The sequence below is a fragment of the Paenibacillus macerans genome (genome assembly GCF_050565405.1).
Classification (GTDB): domain Bacteria; phylum Bacillota; class Bacilli; order Paenibacillales; family Paenibacillaceae; genus Fontibacillus; species Fontibacillus macerans_B.
On record NZ_JBNYYG010000016.1, the window covers coordinates 58688 to 73185 of the forward strand.

Here is a 14498-nt window from a genome sequence, read left to right on the forward strand (position 1 = left end):
TATCATTTCCCTTTGGCCTTGATACCCAGGCAAAGCCTCTACCACGTAATCCCGGATCTTCAAGTAGAAAAGCCAAGCCTTTTTTCGTCATGTCATCCGGCTTCACTCGCAAAACTCCGAATCTAGTTAAAATTCGCCGTTGCTCGGCAATCGGAGAATCAGGACAAACATGAAGCTGTATCCTATCGATTCTTCGTCCCCTTCGAATCAAAGGTAACAACGCATCTTCAATCATTTGTAAGGCTCGCTGGTTCATATGGCCTCATTTCTGACGCCAGCTCCACGGCGTCGGCCTATGATTTTCGCTTCCAGGTCATCGGTCAGACTCAAATCAATCTGATCCGCAAACCTTGCCCAAAACGGTACATATCGAAATTGAGTTGGTTCTGACTGCTTGTACACGTACGCCGCCGGGCGTTCATTCTCTCCAACCGGGCAGCCCAATTGTTTGCAACGACTATAGGTCAACAGAATGTCACATACTGGCGGTGGCCCAATCCACTTTCCATCCCACACCCATTCTCCGTTGATCTCAACCTGTCGAGGGATAAGACAAGGCTTACCGGTGGCCTGTACCTAATGCTTGTTAAGCCACAGGTTGTCCATTTTCAGCCCTCCGTTTCTTATCTTGCATCCTCTCCTCTGCCAATTTCATCAGCTCAGCAAATTCCTCCGGAGTTGGTGGAGGTGGAGCGTCCGAACCGTCGACAATCGGTATATAGGGCTTGCCGCTACGGCTTTTGGTGCTAGATTGATCTCCTACAGGCTTTCTCCGCATCGCCAAAACCAACTTTGGAAACTGCACCCTGAACTTCTCAGCGCTCAGCACGTTGCTCTTCCAAAATCCATCAGTTACAACCCAATCCATCACAGATCTAATCAGGTTGGTGTCGGATTGCTTGTCCAATTCGACCAGCTTTCGAAAGTCGTCTGCCCAAGTCTGGAGGTTTGTCCGATCGGTCAAATGCGTAAGCCCCTCTTTAACAGCCATGTCATCAATCTTTTGCTTGAAGTAAACGGCCATTCTGTAATAATGGCTATCCGGCGAATATTCCGGTCTTTTCTTTTTTCTCTTCCCCGATCCCTCAGCCGAAGGCTCATGAGGAGCATCGTCCTGGTCAGCCGAAGGCGGTTCGGGACGAATATCTTTTATTTCTTTTTCTTTTAATTTCTTTTTACTTTCCTTTACTTTACTTTGTGTACTTTCTGCACTCATGCCGTCGGCTTTATCCGGGTTAATGTATTCATTAATTCGGTTTCCGTGAACATCAACCAATAAAATTGGATAATTGACCTTTTTGCTGGCCTCACCCAGGTCAATAAGTGTATACTCCTGGATAAACGTTATCGCCTTGCGTCTCTTGGACGCTTCAATATAGCGTTTTTGAAATCCCTTCGAAGTCAGAATTTGATGTTCGTCAAATACCTTGTGATTGAAAAATCCCCATTCAATACACTCATTAACAATTTCAATAACTGAGTTAATGTCAACATTAACCTTGTTAGAGAAAACATATTGTTCACGTTTACTCCAGTTATAGAAATAGCCGTTCCGATAAACTTCCATCATCAATTTCACGATAATTCCAAGACCTAACATCCCAAACTTGGCGATCGGCACGACCAGTTTGTCGTCTTGGTCAATGTCGATGTCTATCGGGAAGTAATCAAGCCCTTCCTTGGTCGGCCTAGCCATGACCTCATTCCCTTCCTTCGGGTCAAGCAAATTCATTGCCATACCCAGGCTTTTTTTGCTAAAATGATTAAGAAGAAATTTTCAATGCCTGTAATCTTCCGGCTCCTAACCCGGAGGATTGTTTTTTTTCTAAGTTCAAAATTGCTTTAATATCACTGATTTCTTTATCTAGCCAGTCATTAGCTGCATCAAGCGTTCTACCGCTCTCACGAAAACGAATCAAGTCTTGCAAATGACGCCAGACGGTCCAGGTTTCTGCATTAAGGTCCATCGTTCTCCTCCTAGCCCGCGAAACGCATCTGAATGGCTTTCAGAGCGATTTGACGATTGTTCATGTCCAAATAGTCCATGTCGGACAAATTGACCTTGTTGCGCTCGTTAAATAGGTGCAGGGCCAAGTTGAGCATGAACTTTTCAGAATCACTCCACGGCCGGGCAAGGCGTTTCAACCCTTCGGCATTAATCGTGCAGCCCTCAAAGTCAATGTAAGATGCAACGTAATGCTGCAGTTTAGGGTTGTTCAAAAAAATATGTAACGCCCCCCTCCAATACCGATCCTGTTGCAGCTCTCGTGGTATAAACTTCATAACTGCGTTCATTCGCTCGCCTCCTTAACTGATATATTTTTTGGCCCGAAGCTCAGCTCGGTGCTCTCTCCAAACACCAAAGTAGGAAAATCCGTACTCTCGGCACAGAACCGAAACATAGTGCGTGAGTGCCGTAATTGCTTCAAGGCTTTCCATAATTGCCGCCTTAATCTTAATCAGGTCCTGATGCGTCAATTGCTCGCGTTTTTTTGTAATCGGGGCTTGGTGTAATGCCTCATCTGCCTCCTCGATCTCTTCTAAAGACTTGAGATGTACGCTTGATCGATGCAGATCTGCGTTATCTAGCCAGGGTACTGTTGCACCTTCGGTCACTTCTCCGGCAGCTGCAATAAATAATTGGCCATCGTCATAGTGCTTAGCTGATGCTTTCATTACAGAATCAGAAGCTTTCCGAGTACCCTTGATAATCTTGCCGATTTGGGACGCATCCACATGAGCAACTCCAGCAGCATCCCCTCGAGTAAGACCTGACTTTTTCAACACATCTTCCAAAGCCGGACCAAATTGTCCGATTGCCATTGATTTTCCACCCCATTTGTCCGTTTTAAAGGATGCTTGTGGACCAGGGATCGATGTAGAATTAAGTTGTAAGTCATTCCCTTTCCAAAAACATTCCCCGCCCGACTAAAGCCGGTACCGCTTGGCCGGGCTCCCTTTTATCCCCCTGAAGCAACCTTGTAATTGCTTCGGAACCACCCGAGGAAATCACCCCAAATAATTCGCTTACCTCTTTCACCGCCTAAATCGTACACCGGGCAGCCTGGTTGAAACGTCATATCATAGGCCTTGCCTTTATCGACCTTCAACCTCTTAGCCAGTTCGGGGATAGTGATTACATCCGTTTCCGAATACAGTGTTTCGGGCACCTAAATCGCCTCCTCTCGTTCAGATGTCTCGGAAATATTTTCGTAACACTCGTGAGACACTTGGTCCAAAAAAAATAAATCTTCAAACTTCTTTTCAGGGAACATCATTAGAATTTTCGCCATAACATCCTGACCACAAGAGAACCTTTCGTCGCCTAAAGGAAGCTTCGCCCTCCATAGCGATGAACGTGAAGTCCCAAGAAAATCAGCAAATTCCTGATCCGTCATGTTCTTTTCCTTCTGTAATTTTTCGATTTCACCCGGTTTAGGTGCAACCCGCATTTTCTCACCTCACTTCTGTGTATCACGCTTGTTACAAAATCAATATACCACTTCTGTATCACGCGTGCAACATTAAATTTCATCTATGATACACTATTTTTGTTTCATACCTGATACAATCTGGTACACTATATTTGGGTGATATTTATGAATCTAAAAGAGTTTGGAATTTATTTTGCAAACTTACGCGAGAGAAGTGGTTTTAAAAGCCAGAGGGAATTGGCGGATATATCTGGTGTCAGTCACTCCACAATAAATAGAATTGAGGCTGGGACTCATAAGGTATCACCTGACAACCTGAAGCTTTTGGCTCCTCATTTGAAGGGCGTGGATTACTATGATCTAATGAAGGCTATTGGATACATAGATGAAAATATCCAAAGAACAGAAGACGGAATGTTTTTCTTTGGTGGTCCAGAGAAGTATTCAGAGGATGAAATTGCTGAAATGGAGGCCGCCCTCGAAAGGTATCGCCAGATGAAGAAAAGAGCAGCAGAACAGGCCAAAAAAGATCAAAAAAAATAAGAGCCCTTTATCGGCTATTATTTTTTTAATACAAAACCGAACATACGTTCCTATCTAGAGGTGATAATCATGACAAAAATTTATTACAGGGAAACTGCCTTGGAGGAGTGGATCGAAGAATTATACTGTCGGATCGGCATTGTCTCACCTGAATCAATGGATATCCATATAATCGCGGATAAATTGGGAGTCGAAATTGTTTATGAAAAGTGCAGACCATTTTCAGATGGTGAAAAAAAAGTAATCTTCCTGAACAAACGAGATAGCGATTCCGTATCACGGCTCGTATTCTTTCATGAGTTATGCCATCTATTGAGGCATACAGGAGATCAAAGGCTAATGCCTCCGCTCTTTAGAGACGGTCAAGAAATCGAAGCGGATCATTTCGTGATGTACGCCGCCATTCCATACTTTATGATTCGAGATTTGGAGATTCCAGAACGCCATGACTTAGCACTTCAATTTATTGCCGACATGTTTAAAGTGCCCAAACCTTTTGCGAAAAAGCGGCTTGAACAGATCGAACGCCGAATAACCCAAGGGATGCTGGATGATCATTTATCAAAAATAGATCCGCAGAAATTTGACTCAATAGATGATGAATGTATGCAAGATGATCCTTATATAGTCTATTCCTTCTATGATTTTATGGACGACGTATCCGGGCCATCTCAGCTTATTGTTCATGTAAACAATTCTTTGTTATCTTCGCTTAGCGACTTTGAAATAGCTATAAGCGGACCGTTCGAGCAAATGGATGATGAGGAGGCAAGCAAATATAGATATACTTCCTTAAAAGCTGCAGATCTCAACATTCGAAACGGCCATATTCTCATCAACTTCGATGTGCTTCGATTGAAATATGGTAAATTGTCGAATCGGTTTGTCATTCAAATGAAGGATGTTGAAGAAATTTTGAAATATGAATATGAACTAGCAAATTTTTAGGAGGTAATGAATCAATTATGAAGGGACATGTCGCGAAGAAAGGAAATAAATATTACATCGTTATCGATCTGGATCGTGACGAGATAACCGGCAAAAGAAAACAAAAGTGGCTATCGGGATACGAAAAGAAGAAAGATGCTGAGAAGGCCCTACCTCTCGTGCTTACCGAATTTATAAAGGGTACATTTGTAGAACCGAGTAAAATCACCTTTGGCGAACTCATGAGAAAGTGGCTCGAAGACAAGAAAACCTCCGTTAAGCATGGAACATGGAAATCATATGAATGGTTGGTTAATACACATATCATCCCCAACCTGGGCAAGGTTCTTGTGAATAAGTTGAAACCGCAGCATCTTCATGACTTGTACCATAAGATATTACTCGAGAATTTATCTGTTGGCTCCATCAAAAAGGCCCATGTGATTATTGTGGACGCATTAAATCGAGCGGTAATCTGGGGTCAGGTTTCCCTAAACGTCGCCCAGGTTGTTGAACTTCCGAAAGGTCGAAAGGCAAAATTTGAGGTTTGGGATGAGCAGCAGCTGAAGATCTTTTTGGATGCAGCGAAAGATGATCAATTTTATATGGCATTCGAGCTAGCCACCTCAACCGGCATGCGACAAAGTGAAATTCTCGCCCTGCGGCGCGTGGATACCGATTTGCGGGCAAAGATGATCTCTGTTCGTCAGGCTTATACGCTGGCCGAGGTTGGTCATGATTTCGATGACACCAAGAATGATAGCAGTGTCCGATCTATCGCATTATTTGCAAATACAGTTAAGCTCCTTGAAGAACATTTTATAATGCAGGAGGAAACACGGAATAAAAATCCGAACTACCAAGACTCCGGGCTAGTGATTCAAACGAACATCGGCACGCCGGTCGGACCAAGGAATTTAATGCGGAATTATTATCGCATCCTTGATCGAATTCAAAAGGAGCATCCTAAATTCCCCCGAATCAGGTTCCACGATCTTCGTCATACTCATGCCACCCTGCTGCTCAAGGCTGGTATCCACCCAAAAATCGTGCAGGAACGTCTCGGGCACAGTTCAATTAATGTCACCCTGGATACCTATTCCCACGTTCTTCCTAACCTTCAGGAGGCTGTTCTAAATAACATCGGGGACTCCATACTCGGCAACCCAACAGGAGTTGAAAAATCAAAAGATCCCGCTTTAATCGACTAAAGGTTAGAAGAATGTTAGAAGTTTGGCATTATGCGCAAAAAAACGCGGCCCCCGAAAACCTCGGAAACCGCGTCCTGCTTGCATCTTTTAGGATGCTGGTGAAGGGATTCGAACCCCCGACCTACGCATTACGAATGCGTTGCTCTACCAGCTGAGCTACACCAGCAAGTTCGTTTTTAGCGAACAAAAATTATTATAACGCGTTTTAAAAATAATGCAAGCGCCAATGTTTGGAAATTACAATTTCTCGCGCACGGAGCGCAGCTTTTGCTCCGAAGAGGCGGCTTTGTCGCGGCGGTCGTCGATTTTGATCGAGGTCGACACGCGGCCGGCGCCCGATTGGAACGGCGCCTCATGGATGGCGCGAATGGCGGCGAACACGTCGTCCAATGGGCCTTCGATGATCGTACTCATCGACGTCAATGTAAAAGTGATTCCCGGCTGTTTCTCCAATACCCGATGCAACTCGGCCACATAGGCACTGAGGCTGGTGCTTCCTGTCCCGATCGGGATCACGGTGACTTCGGCGATGGCCATGCTTGTTTCCCTTCTTCCTTACTTATTTAGTCGAAGACTTTACCTTGGTTCTTTTCGTTCTAATAGCTATACCTATTTTAGCAGTCCCCACCCCTCATTATCAAACCAAATACCTCTAACGGACTGCAGCGCCCTTATTCGCCTCCAAAAGCAGTGTTTCTTTTTTTAACGGACCGTAGTGCCCTTATTTGCCTGATAATAGCCAAAAACATGCGTTTCCAAGCCCAATAAGGGCTGTAGTGTCCGTTACATTCTATAAACGCCTGATTTCGTCGAAATAGCGTCATCTCCGTCCGTTAAAATGATGGCGATGGAGCCCCTCAAAAAACCATACCCTTCCTCCTAGTCCCCTGGTCCTAAACAAAAAAGTTCACAAATTTGCTCGTCCCCCGCTCCCCGCATCATGACGGGCCCCGGAGATTTTCACTCCGTTTTCATAGAGTTTACACTTCAAATTCCCGTTTACAAACACAATATATTGGGATATCCTAGTAACAACACAACAAAATATAGTGTGAACGGGTGATTCGGCGAACAACTCGCCGAACCTTAAAAGGGAAGTGCGGTGCAAGTCCGCTGCGGTCCCGCCACTGTAATCGGCAGCTAGGAGCCGACGGCCATCGTCGTGCAGGCCCCTGCCGTTCGACTGACATCATGCCACTGCGGTTAGGCAACTTTAACTGCGGGAAGGCGCCAGCGAACAAGCCGAAAGCCAGGAGACCTGCCCGTTTGGAAGACACCGACGGAAAACCTGCGAGGAACAGGGATGGTGTCCGCTTGCCGCTGAACCCTACGGCCTTTTTTCCAAGGCCTTCGTTTACCCTATTTCGCAGCGCATTCGGGCATTTTCAACCTTGCCGGGTTGGAAATGCCTTTTTATATGAGAGTAAAGCTTAGTTTACGGGGAGGAGAACTTTGTTATGGCATTGCTTAACCAGACCTACACCGGCCGGGACACCTTGCTGGATGAAGTCATTCAATTGGGAGAGGAGATCATCCAAAGCCGCAATCTCGAGGTGTTGCGCGAGAACGCCAATTTAAACGGGGAAAGCTTCTCCGGCAAGATGAGCAAATTCGGCAGTGAATACGTCAAGTGGTACACGAATCATTACGTCATGCCGAAACGCGTGGTTCAAGCGATTCGCGATAACGTCGTATACGTTCACGACCTGGATCATTACGCCATAGGCGCAACGAACTGCATTTTCATCCCGTTCGAAAAGCTGCTCCGCGAGGGCTTTAACACCGGCAACGGCAGTGTCCGTCCGCCAACCTCGATCATGACGGCGATGGCGCTGGTAGCGATTATTTTCCAATCCCAGCAAAACTCCCAATACGGCGGCGTATCCGCCAATAAAATCGATTTCGACCTGGCTCCTTACGTGGCCAAATCATTCGGCAAGTACTTCCGCAAAGGCCTGGAATACTTCGAGGAAGGCGATAGCGAAGCCGATCTTGGCGGGGACGTTACGATGAACCGCGGCGACCTGCGGGAACGGTTCCCGAGATCGTTCAAATACGCGCTGAAGGAAACCGAAAGCGAAACGCTGCAGGCAGCCGAGAGCCTCATACATAACCTGAACACGATGTCGAGCCGAGCAGGCGGACAAATCCCGTTCACCAGCATCAACTACGGGACCTGCACCTCGCCGGAAGGTCAACTGGTGATCAACTCGCTGTTGAGCGCGACGATGCGCGGGCTGGGCAGCGGGGAAACGCCGATTTTCCCGATCCAGATCTTCAAGTGCAAGCAAGGCGTGAACCAGAATCCCGGGGAACCGAACTACTCCCTGTTCCTGAAAGCGGCGGAGTGCTCGGCCAAACGGCTGTATCCGAACTTCGCCAACCTGGACGCCCCGCTCAACCTGATGTATTACGATCCAACGAATCCGGATACGGAGTTCGCCACCATGGGCTGCCGCACCCGGGTGCTGGCCGACCGGTTCGGCCGGAATCATTTGTCCGGCAAAGGCAATCTTTCCTTTAATACGCTGAACCTCGTCAAGCTGGGCCTGGAGCACGGCATTGTGCTGGGACGGCGCAAGGAGGCCGATGAACGCGGCTTCTACCGCGAGCTGACCCATTATATGGACATCGCGCTGGAGGGATTGCTGCACCGCTTCGAGATTCAAGCCTCCCAAAAAGCGAAGGCTTCCGATTTCATGATGCGCGAAGGCGTTTGGGAAGGCGGCGAACAGCTTGCTCCGGACGACGCCGTCGGCGAACTGCTCAAGCACGGCAGTTTATCCATCGGGTTCATCGGGCTGGCCGAATGCATGAAGGCAATGTACGGCAAACACCATGGCGAAGACGAAACGGTTTACCACAAAGCGTACGAGCTGATCGCCTACATGCGCGATTACTGCGACCGCCAAAGCGAAATCCACAATCTGAACATTACGTTGTTCGCCACCCCGGCGGAAGGCTTGTCCGGGAAGTTCACGAAGCGGGACCGGGCCGTTTACGGCACCGTTCCGGGCGTGGTGGATCGCGAGTATTATACGAATTCGTTCCACATTCCGGTGTACTATAACTTAAGCGCCGCGCGAAAAATCGAGCTGGAGTCGAAGTTCCACGGGCTTTGCAACGCGGGGGCCATCTCCTACATCGAGCTGAACGGCAATGCCCGCAGCAACCCGGCGGCGTTCCTGAAAATCGTGCAATACGCGCTGCAGCAGCAAGTCAGCTATTTCAGCATCAACCACCCGATCGACCGCTGCTCCGCTTGCGGGTTCGAGGGAATCATCGGGGCGACCTGCCCTTCCTGCGGCAGCCATGAGAACGACGTGCACATCCGCCGCCTGCGCCGGGTCACCGGCTATCTGACCGGGGATTTCCAGACGCGGTTTAATGCCGCCAAGCAAGCCGAGGTCCGCGACCGGGTCAAGCACGAGGCATGAACATCTGCGGTTATTATCCGGAATCCATTAATGAAGGCGAAGGCCTGCGGGCCGCGGTGTTCATCAGCGGCTGCAAGCACTACTGCGAAGGCTGCTTCAGCCCCAAGACGTGGAATTTCGACTACGGGGAACCTTTCACTCCGGAACGTGAAGCAGAGATCATTCATGACATTAACAATAATCCCTTGCTGAGCGGTCTGACGATCCTCGGCGGGGATCCCTTCTTCTCGGCTGCCGAGGTCAGCGGCTTTATCGACCGGCTGGTCTTGGAGACCGGGCCGATTTCGATCTGGATCTACAGCGGCTATACCTATGAAGAGTTGATCGCTCGCCCCGGTTCGCCCGAATACGAGCTGCTGCGCCGCTGCGAGGTGTTGGTCGACGGGAGATTCGTCCTTGAGAAACGCGACCCCGCCCTGCTCTATCGGGGCAGCTCCAACCAGCGGCTGATCGATGTCCGGCAAAGCCTGCGGCAAGGCCAAGCCGTCCTGTGGGAGCCAATCTACTCTTTCTAGTTATTGGAGTTTCTAGTATAATTGATAATCTGTGATATTCGTCACGGTCAGCAATATTCTACCTTGGTGCGCAGCGGTTTTGCGCCCTCTTTTTTCCCACTATATCTGCAATTTAAGAAATCATAATTTGTTGCAATATCGTTAGTTCCAGCCATCATTCCACTTTTAGACATGGAAAGCGAGGATTTATCTATGCCAACTCTAGTGACCAAACCCAACAATCGACAGCTTGCGTTTGATGCCGAACGCCTCGGCGTCTACGCCGACCGTATTCTAAAGGGTTTACATAATCTCGATAAAGAGCGCCTGCTGCGCGGCGTAAACGCCAAGCTACGGCGCGAGGAAGTCGCCGGCGACGAAATCAGCACCGCATTTACGATGTCCGCCCTGGAGCTGGTTACGAAAGAAGAGCCGGATTGGAAATTCGCCGCCGCTCGCTCCCTCCTCACTTCCCTGTACAAAAAAGCGGCGGTGAGCCGCCGTTATAAAGCCTATCCCGAAGAACCTTACGGGTCGTTCTACCACCTCATCACCGACCTGTGCAAGCTGGGGATTTACCGCGAAGAGCTGCTGGAGTGCTATACGAAAGAGCAAATCGAGGAACTGGGCCGCACGATCGATCCGTCCTGCGACCTGCTGTTCGACTACATCGGGCTGCTGACGTTGACCGAACGTTACCTCGCCACCGACTTCGACGGCCGGACGATGGAGCTGCCTCAGGAGCGCTACATGGTCATCGCCATGTACCTGATGCACAAAGAGCCGGAGGAAAAACGGCTTGACCTCGTCAAAGAAGCCTACTGGGCGATGAGCAACATCTATATGACCGCCGCGACGCCAACGATGTCCAACGCCGGCAAAAAAGTAGCCGGCCAGCTTTCCAGCTGCTTTATCGATACCGTGGACGACTCGCTCGAGGGGATTTTCGACTCCAACACCGACGTGGCCCGTTTGAGCAAAATGGGCGGCGGCATCGGCGTATACCTCGGCAAGGTCCGGGCCCGCGGCTCCGATATCCGCGGCCATAAGAACACCAGCTCCGGCGTCATCCCCTGGATCCGCCAGCTGAATAATACGGCCGTCAGCGTCGACCAACTGGGAACGCGCAAAGGCGCGATCGCGGTTTACCTGGACGTTTTTCACAAGGACATCCTTGCCTTCCTCGATCTGAAGCTGAACAACGGCGACGAGCGGATGCGCGCGCATGACGTGTTCCACGGCGTTTGCCTGCCCGACCTGTTCATGGAAGCCGTCGAGGCTCGCGGCGAATGGAATCTCTTCTGCCCGCATGAAGTGAAGAAAACGATGGGCTGGAAGGACGAAAACGGGCGTGCGCTGGGGCTGGAGGATTTTTACGATGAAGCATTCGGCCGCGGCAGCTTCCGCGAGAAATACGCCGAGGCGGTAGCCCACCCGACCCTGTCGCGCATTACGATGCCGGCGATCGATATCATGAAACGGATCATGAAATCGCAGCTCGAAACCGGTACGCCGTACATGTTCTACCGTGATACGGTCAACCGCGCCAACCCGAACCGGGCGCACGGCATGGTCTACTCGTCCAACCTGTGCACGGAAATCATGCAAAACCAATCGCCGACGGTCGTCGAGCAAGAGGAACTGGTGACGAAGGACGGCCAAACGCGCATCGTCGTGTCCAAAATCCCGGGCGACTTCGTCGTATGCAACCTGAACTCGATCCACCTGGCCCGCGCCGTGCCGGCCGGCGTGCTGGAACGTCTGGTGCCGATCCAAACGCGCATGCTGGACAACGTCATCGATATCAATAATATCGAAGTGCTGCAGGCCCAATATACGAACAGCCAATACCGCGCAATCGGGCTCGGCACCTTCGGCCTGCATCATCTGCTGGCCCTCGAAGGCATCCGCTGGGAGTCCAAGGAAGCCGTTCAATATAACGATGTTTTGTACGAAAAAATCAACTACCTGCTGGTGAAATCCAGCATGGAGCTCGCCAAGGAAAAAGGCAAATATCCGAAGTTCGCCGGCTCCGATTGGGAGAACGGACACTACTTCGAATCCCGCGGCTACGTAGACGGTTCGCACGAAGGCAAATACGTGACGACCGAGCAATGGCGGGAGCTGCAGCAAGAAGTTCACGAGAACGGCGTCCGCAACGCCTGGATGTTCGCGATCGCGCCGAACGGATCGACCTCGATCATCGCCGGCTCCACCGCCAGCATCGATCCGCTCTATGAGCTCCTGTCCTACGAGGAGAAGACGACGTACAAAATCGCCAACCCGGCGCCGGACTTGTCCGAGAAAACGATCTGGTATTACAAGACGGCCTTCCTGATTGACCAGCACTGGTCGATCGACATGGCCGGCGCCCGCCAGCGCCACGTGGACCAGGCGCAAAGCTTCAACCTGTACGTGCGGCCGGACATCAAGGCCACCGAATTTCTGGAGCTGCATCTGCATGCCTGGAAGGCCGGCCTGAAGTCGACGTATTACGTGCGCAGCCGGGCGTTGACGATCGAGGAGTGCGAGTCGTGCGCATCCTGAGTTACTCAACTCAACCCACCCCCCCTCCCTTACCGTAAGGGAGGGCGCCCGAGGGCCCGCTGCCCTCTGGACTCCCGCAAACTGGACGAACGTGGGAGTGACTGAGGCGCTCCTGCACGCTCTCCCCTGCGGGGATACGCTTACGAGGGCTCGGCGAACGCTTTTCCCCCTTCGGGTACGTCTTACTTTGGGCGCGCCCGGGCGACCTGGCAAACCGCGCTGCTCATCCCTGCTGCTTTCGTGGCACCCGGGTGACGTGAACGGTGGGAGCCGCTTATCGCCCTTTGGGCACGCTCTGCTTGAGGCGCGCCTGCAGGAGGCGGGAACTGCTGCTTCGGAGCGAGGGTTGAGTTACTGCGAGGTACTGCGTCGTTGTCCCTTCGGGATGCACTTACTTTTGTGCAAAGATTAGCTAGTTAACTGACGATAGAGCAGCAGAGACGCTTTGTGCGTAGCTGCGTTAAGCGGCAGGGGCGTTTGAATGCAACTGCGTGCTGCGAGGCGCTGTCCCCTGCGGGGATGCGCACACGGCTTTGTAAAAACATGTAGAAAATGGGCCAGAGGGTGAAATGATTCTGAAGAAGCGAAGCGTTCGCCTTTGTGAGCGGATTTCTACCTCTTCTGAATCTAGTTCAATCAAAGAAATCCGCGAACAACAGCGATCGTAAGAACATTTCACACGGCGGCCCCCTCCTGCATGAATTCAACACTTAAGGAGCGAATCCCATGCAACTTCAAACGATATTCAACACCGAAGCCCCCAACAAATCGACGCGGATCATCGGCGGCGAATGCTCGGGCATCCTGAACTGGAACGACATCCGCATGCCGCATATGTACAAGCTGTACAAGGTGCTGCTGCTCAACCACTGGATCGCCGACGAGATCCCGATGGCCAAAGACGCGCAGCAGTTCGCCCTGCTCGATTCCGAGGAGCAGCGCACGTTCAAGATCAACATCTCGCTGCTCGCGGTGCTCGACTCGATGCAAACGATGTTCGTCGGCGACGTGAAGCGCTACTTCACCGATTCCTCGCTGGAGGCGATCTCGGCGATCATCGGGCAGCAGGAAGTGGTGCATAACCAGTCGTATTCCTACGTGCTTTCCTCGATCGTTTCGGAGCAGGAGCAGAAGGATATTTTCGAATACTGGAAGCACGATCCGGTGTTGCTCGATCGCAACAAATTCATATCCGACATCTATCAAAACTTCCGCAACGACGCGACGCCGCAAACGTTTTTCGAAGCGTTGGTGGCCGACCTGATTCTCGAAGGCATTTTCTTCTACAGCACGTTCGCCTTCTTCTACAATCTGGCGCGCGACCAGAAGATGATGGGGACGAGCCAAATGATCTCCTACATTCAGCGGGACGAAAACCAGCACTGCTACTTCTTTGCCGAAGTGTTCAAGCAACTGCTGATCGATTATCCGGAGCTGAACACCAAGGAAAACATCGACTACGCTTACCGCATGATCGACCGCGCCGTGGTGCTGGAGACGAACTGGGCATACTACACGCTCAAGGAGGTTCGCGGCATCGATCTGAACGAGCTGGCCGACTACATCAAATACATCGCCAACAAACGCCTGTCGCTGATGGGCCTGGACAAAGCGTACGAAGGCGTCGACATCAACTGCATGCCGTGGATCAAGCCATTCTCCGACGAAGCGTTGAACGCGACGAAAACGGACTTCTTCGAAGCGAAATCCCGCAATTATGGCAAGGTCGGCGACGACAACGGGTTTGACGACCTGTAATGGACTATGGTAACATGCTGCCCTGACCGCAAGCGCTGCGGCAGGGCTTTTTTCGCAAAAAAAGGACCCTATTTAACTTCGGTTTAAAATAACGGGATATGATAATACCAAATACATAACCGGCTTACGCCTTGTTTTCGGAAGGAA

At 50.5% G+C, this 14498-nt stretch carries 14 protein-coding genes, 1 tRNA gene and 1 riboswitch; of the genes, 7 read left to right on the forward strand and 8 right to left on the reverse strand.

The annotated features are described in order from the left end of the window. Nucleotides 1-586 precede the first annotated feature (586 nt). The 6 genes from ACQ4N8_RS12275 to ACQ4N8_RS12300 all read right to left on the reverse strand — a co-directional run bounded on the left by ACQ4N8_RS12275 (nucleotide 587) and on the right by ACQ4N8_RS12300 (nucleotide 3398). Nucleotides 587-1696, reverse strand: a complete 1110-nt coding sequence (locus ACQ4N8_RS12275) for a DUF4373 domain-containing protein (RefSeq protein WP_430704650.1) — start codon at nucleotides 1694-1696, stop codon at nucleotides 587-589. A 67-nt stretch (nucleotides 1697-1763) separates the two neighbouring features. Then, nucleotides 1764-1967 (reverse strand): hypothetical protein, encoded by a 204-nt coding sequence (locus ACQ4N8_RS12280; protein WP_430704651.1) that lies wholly within the window; start codon nucleotides 1965-1967, stop codon nucleotides 1764-1766. Nucleotides 1968-1977: 10 nt separating this feature from the next. Further along, a complete protein-coding gene (locus ACQ4N8_RS12285; RefSeq protein WP_430704652.1) occupies nucleotides 1978-2295 on the reverse strand; it encodes a hypothetical protein in 318 nt (105 codons plus the stop codon). 12 nt (nucleotides 2296-2307) lie between these two features. Beyond that, nucleotides 2308-2823 carry a helix-turn-helix domain-containing protein gene (locus tag ACQ4N8_RS12290; protein WP_430704653.1) on the reverse strand — a complete coding sequence of 172 codons (516 nt, stop codon included), beginning with the start codon at nucleotides 2821-2823 and terminating at the stop codon, nucleotides 2308-2310. 137 nt (nucleotides 2824-2960) lie between these two features. Further along, nucleotides 2961-3170 carry a hypothetical protein gene (locus ACQ4N8_RS12295; RefSeq protein WP_430704654.1) on the reverse strand — a complete coding sequence of 70 codons (210 nt, stop codon included), beginning with the start codon at nucleotides 3168-3170 and terminating at the stop codon, nucleotides 2961-2963. Then, nucleotides 3171-3398 (reverse strand): hypothetical protein, encoded by a 228-nt coding sequence (locus ACQ4N8_RS12300; protein WP_430704655.1) that lies wholly within the window; start codon nucleotides 3396-3398, stop codon nucleotides 3171-3173. It lies immediately after the preceding gene. 201 nt (nucleotides 3399-3599) lie between these two features. Here ACQ4N8_RS12300 and ACQ4N8_RS12305 point away from each other — a divergent pair, with 201 nt between their 5' ends. From ACQ4N8_RS12305 to ACQ4N8_RS12315, 3 genes are all read left to right on the forward strand, one after another. Further along, nucleotides 3600-3977 (forward strand): helix-turn-helix domain-containing protein, encoded by a 378-nt coding sequence (locus ACQ4N8_RS12305; RefSeq protein ID WP_316549965.1) that lies wholly within the window; start codon nucleotides 3600-3602, stop codon nucleotides 3975-3977. A gap of 69 nt (nucleotides 3978-4046) precedes the next feature. Further along, complete coding sequence (locus tag ACQ4N8_RS12310; protein WP_430704656.1) at nucleotides 4047-4925, forward strand: ImmA/IrrE family metallo-endopeptidase; 879 nt, start codon at nucleotides 4047-4049, stop codon at nucleotides 4923-4925. Between the two features lie 17 nt (nucleotides 4926-4942). Next, complete coding sequence (locus ACQ4N8_RS12315) at nucleotides 4943-6115, forward strand: tyrosine-type recombinase/integrase (RefSeq protein WP_430704657.1); 1173 nt, start codon at nucleotides 4943-4945, stop codon at nucleotides 6113-6115. Between the two features lie 93 nt (nucleotides 6116-6208). On the opposite strand, the gene ACQ4N8_RS12320 is transcribed toward ACQ4N8_RS12315, so the two are convergent. Both ACQ4N8_RS12320 and ACQ4N8_RS12325 read right to left on the reverse strand, forming a co-directional pair. After that, a tRNA-Thr gene (locus ACQ4N8_RS12320) sits at nucleotides 6209-6281 on the reverse strand. A 71-nt stretch (nucleotides 6282-6352) separates the two neighbouring features. Further along, entirely contained in the window at nucleotides 6353-6652 is a 300-nt protein-coding gene (locus ACQ4N8_RS12325) for an MTH1187 family thiamine-binding protein (RefSeq protein WP_430704658.1), read from the reverse strand. Between the two features lie 503 nt (nucleotides 6653-7155). Beyond that, nucleotides 7156-7395, forward strand: a riboswitch (cobalamin riboswitch). Nucleotides 7396-7572: 177 nt separating this feature from the next. On the opposite strand from ACQ4N8_RS12325, the gene ACQ4N8_RS12330 reads away from it, so the two are divergent. The 4 genes from ACQ4N8_RS12330 to ACQ4N8_RS12345 all read left to right on the forward strand — a co-directional run bounded on the left by ACQ4N8_RS12330 (nucleotide 7573) and on the right by ACQ4N8_RS12345 (nucleotide 14351). Continuing rightward, the gene (locus ACQ4N8_RS12330) at nucleotides 7573-9552 is read left to right on the forward strand and encodes an anaerobic ribonucleoside triphosphate reductase (RefSeq protein WP_430704659.1); all 1980 of its coding nucleotides are present in this window, start codon (nucleotides 7573-7575) and stop codon (nucleotides 9550-9552) included. Next, a complete protein-coding gene (gene nrdG / locus ACQ4N8_RS12335) occupies nucleotides 9549-10067 on the forward strand; it encodes an anaerobic ribonucleoside-triphosphate reductase activating protein (protein WP_430704660.1) in 519 nt (172 codons plus the stop codon). Before ACQ4N8_RS12330 ends, nrdG begins: the two co-directional genes overlap by 4 nt. A gap of 192 nt (nucleotides 10068-10259) precedes the next feature. Then, the gene (locus tag ACQ4N8_RS12340) at nucleotides 10260-12593 is read left to right on the forward strand and encodes a ribonucleoside-diphosphate reductase subunit alpha (RefSeq protein WP_430704661.1); all 2334 of its coding nucleotides are present in this window, start codon (nucleotides 10260-10262) and stop codon (nucleotides 12591-12593) included. A gap of 726 nt (nucleotides 12594-13319) precedes the next feature. Beyond that, nucleotides 13320-14351, forward strand: coding sequence for a ribonucleotide-diphosphate reductase subunit beta (locus ACQ4N8_RS12345; RefSeq protein ID WP_430704662.1), 1032 nt, complete (start codon nucleotides 13320-13322; stop codon nucleotides 14349-14351). The last annotated feature ends 147 nt before the right edge of the window (nucleotides 14352-14498 follow it).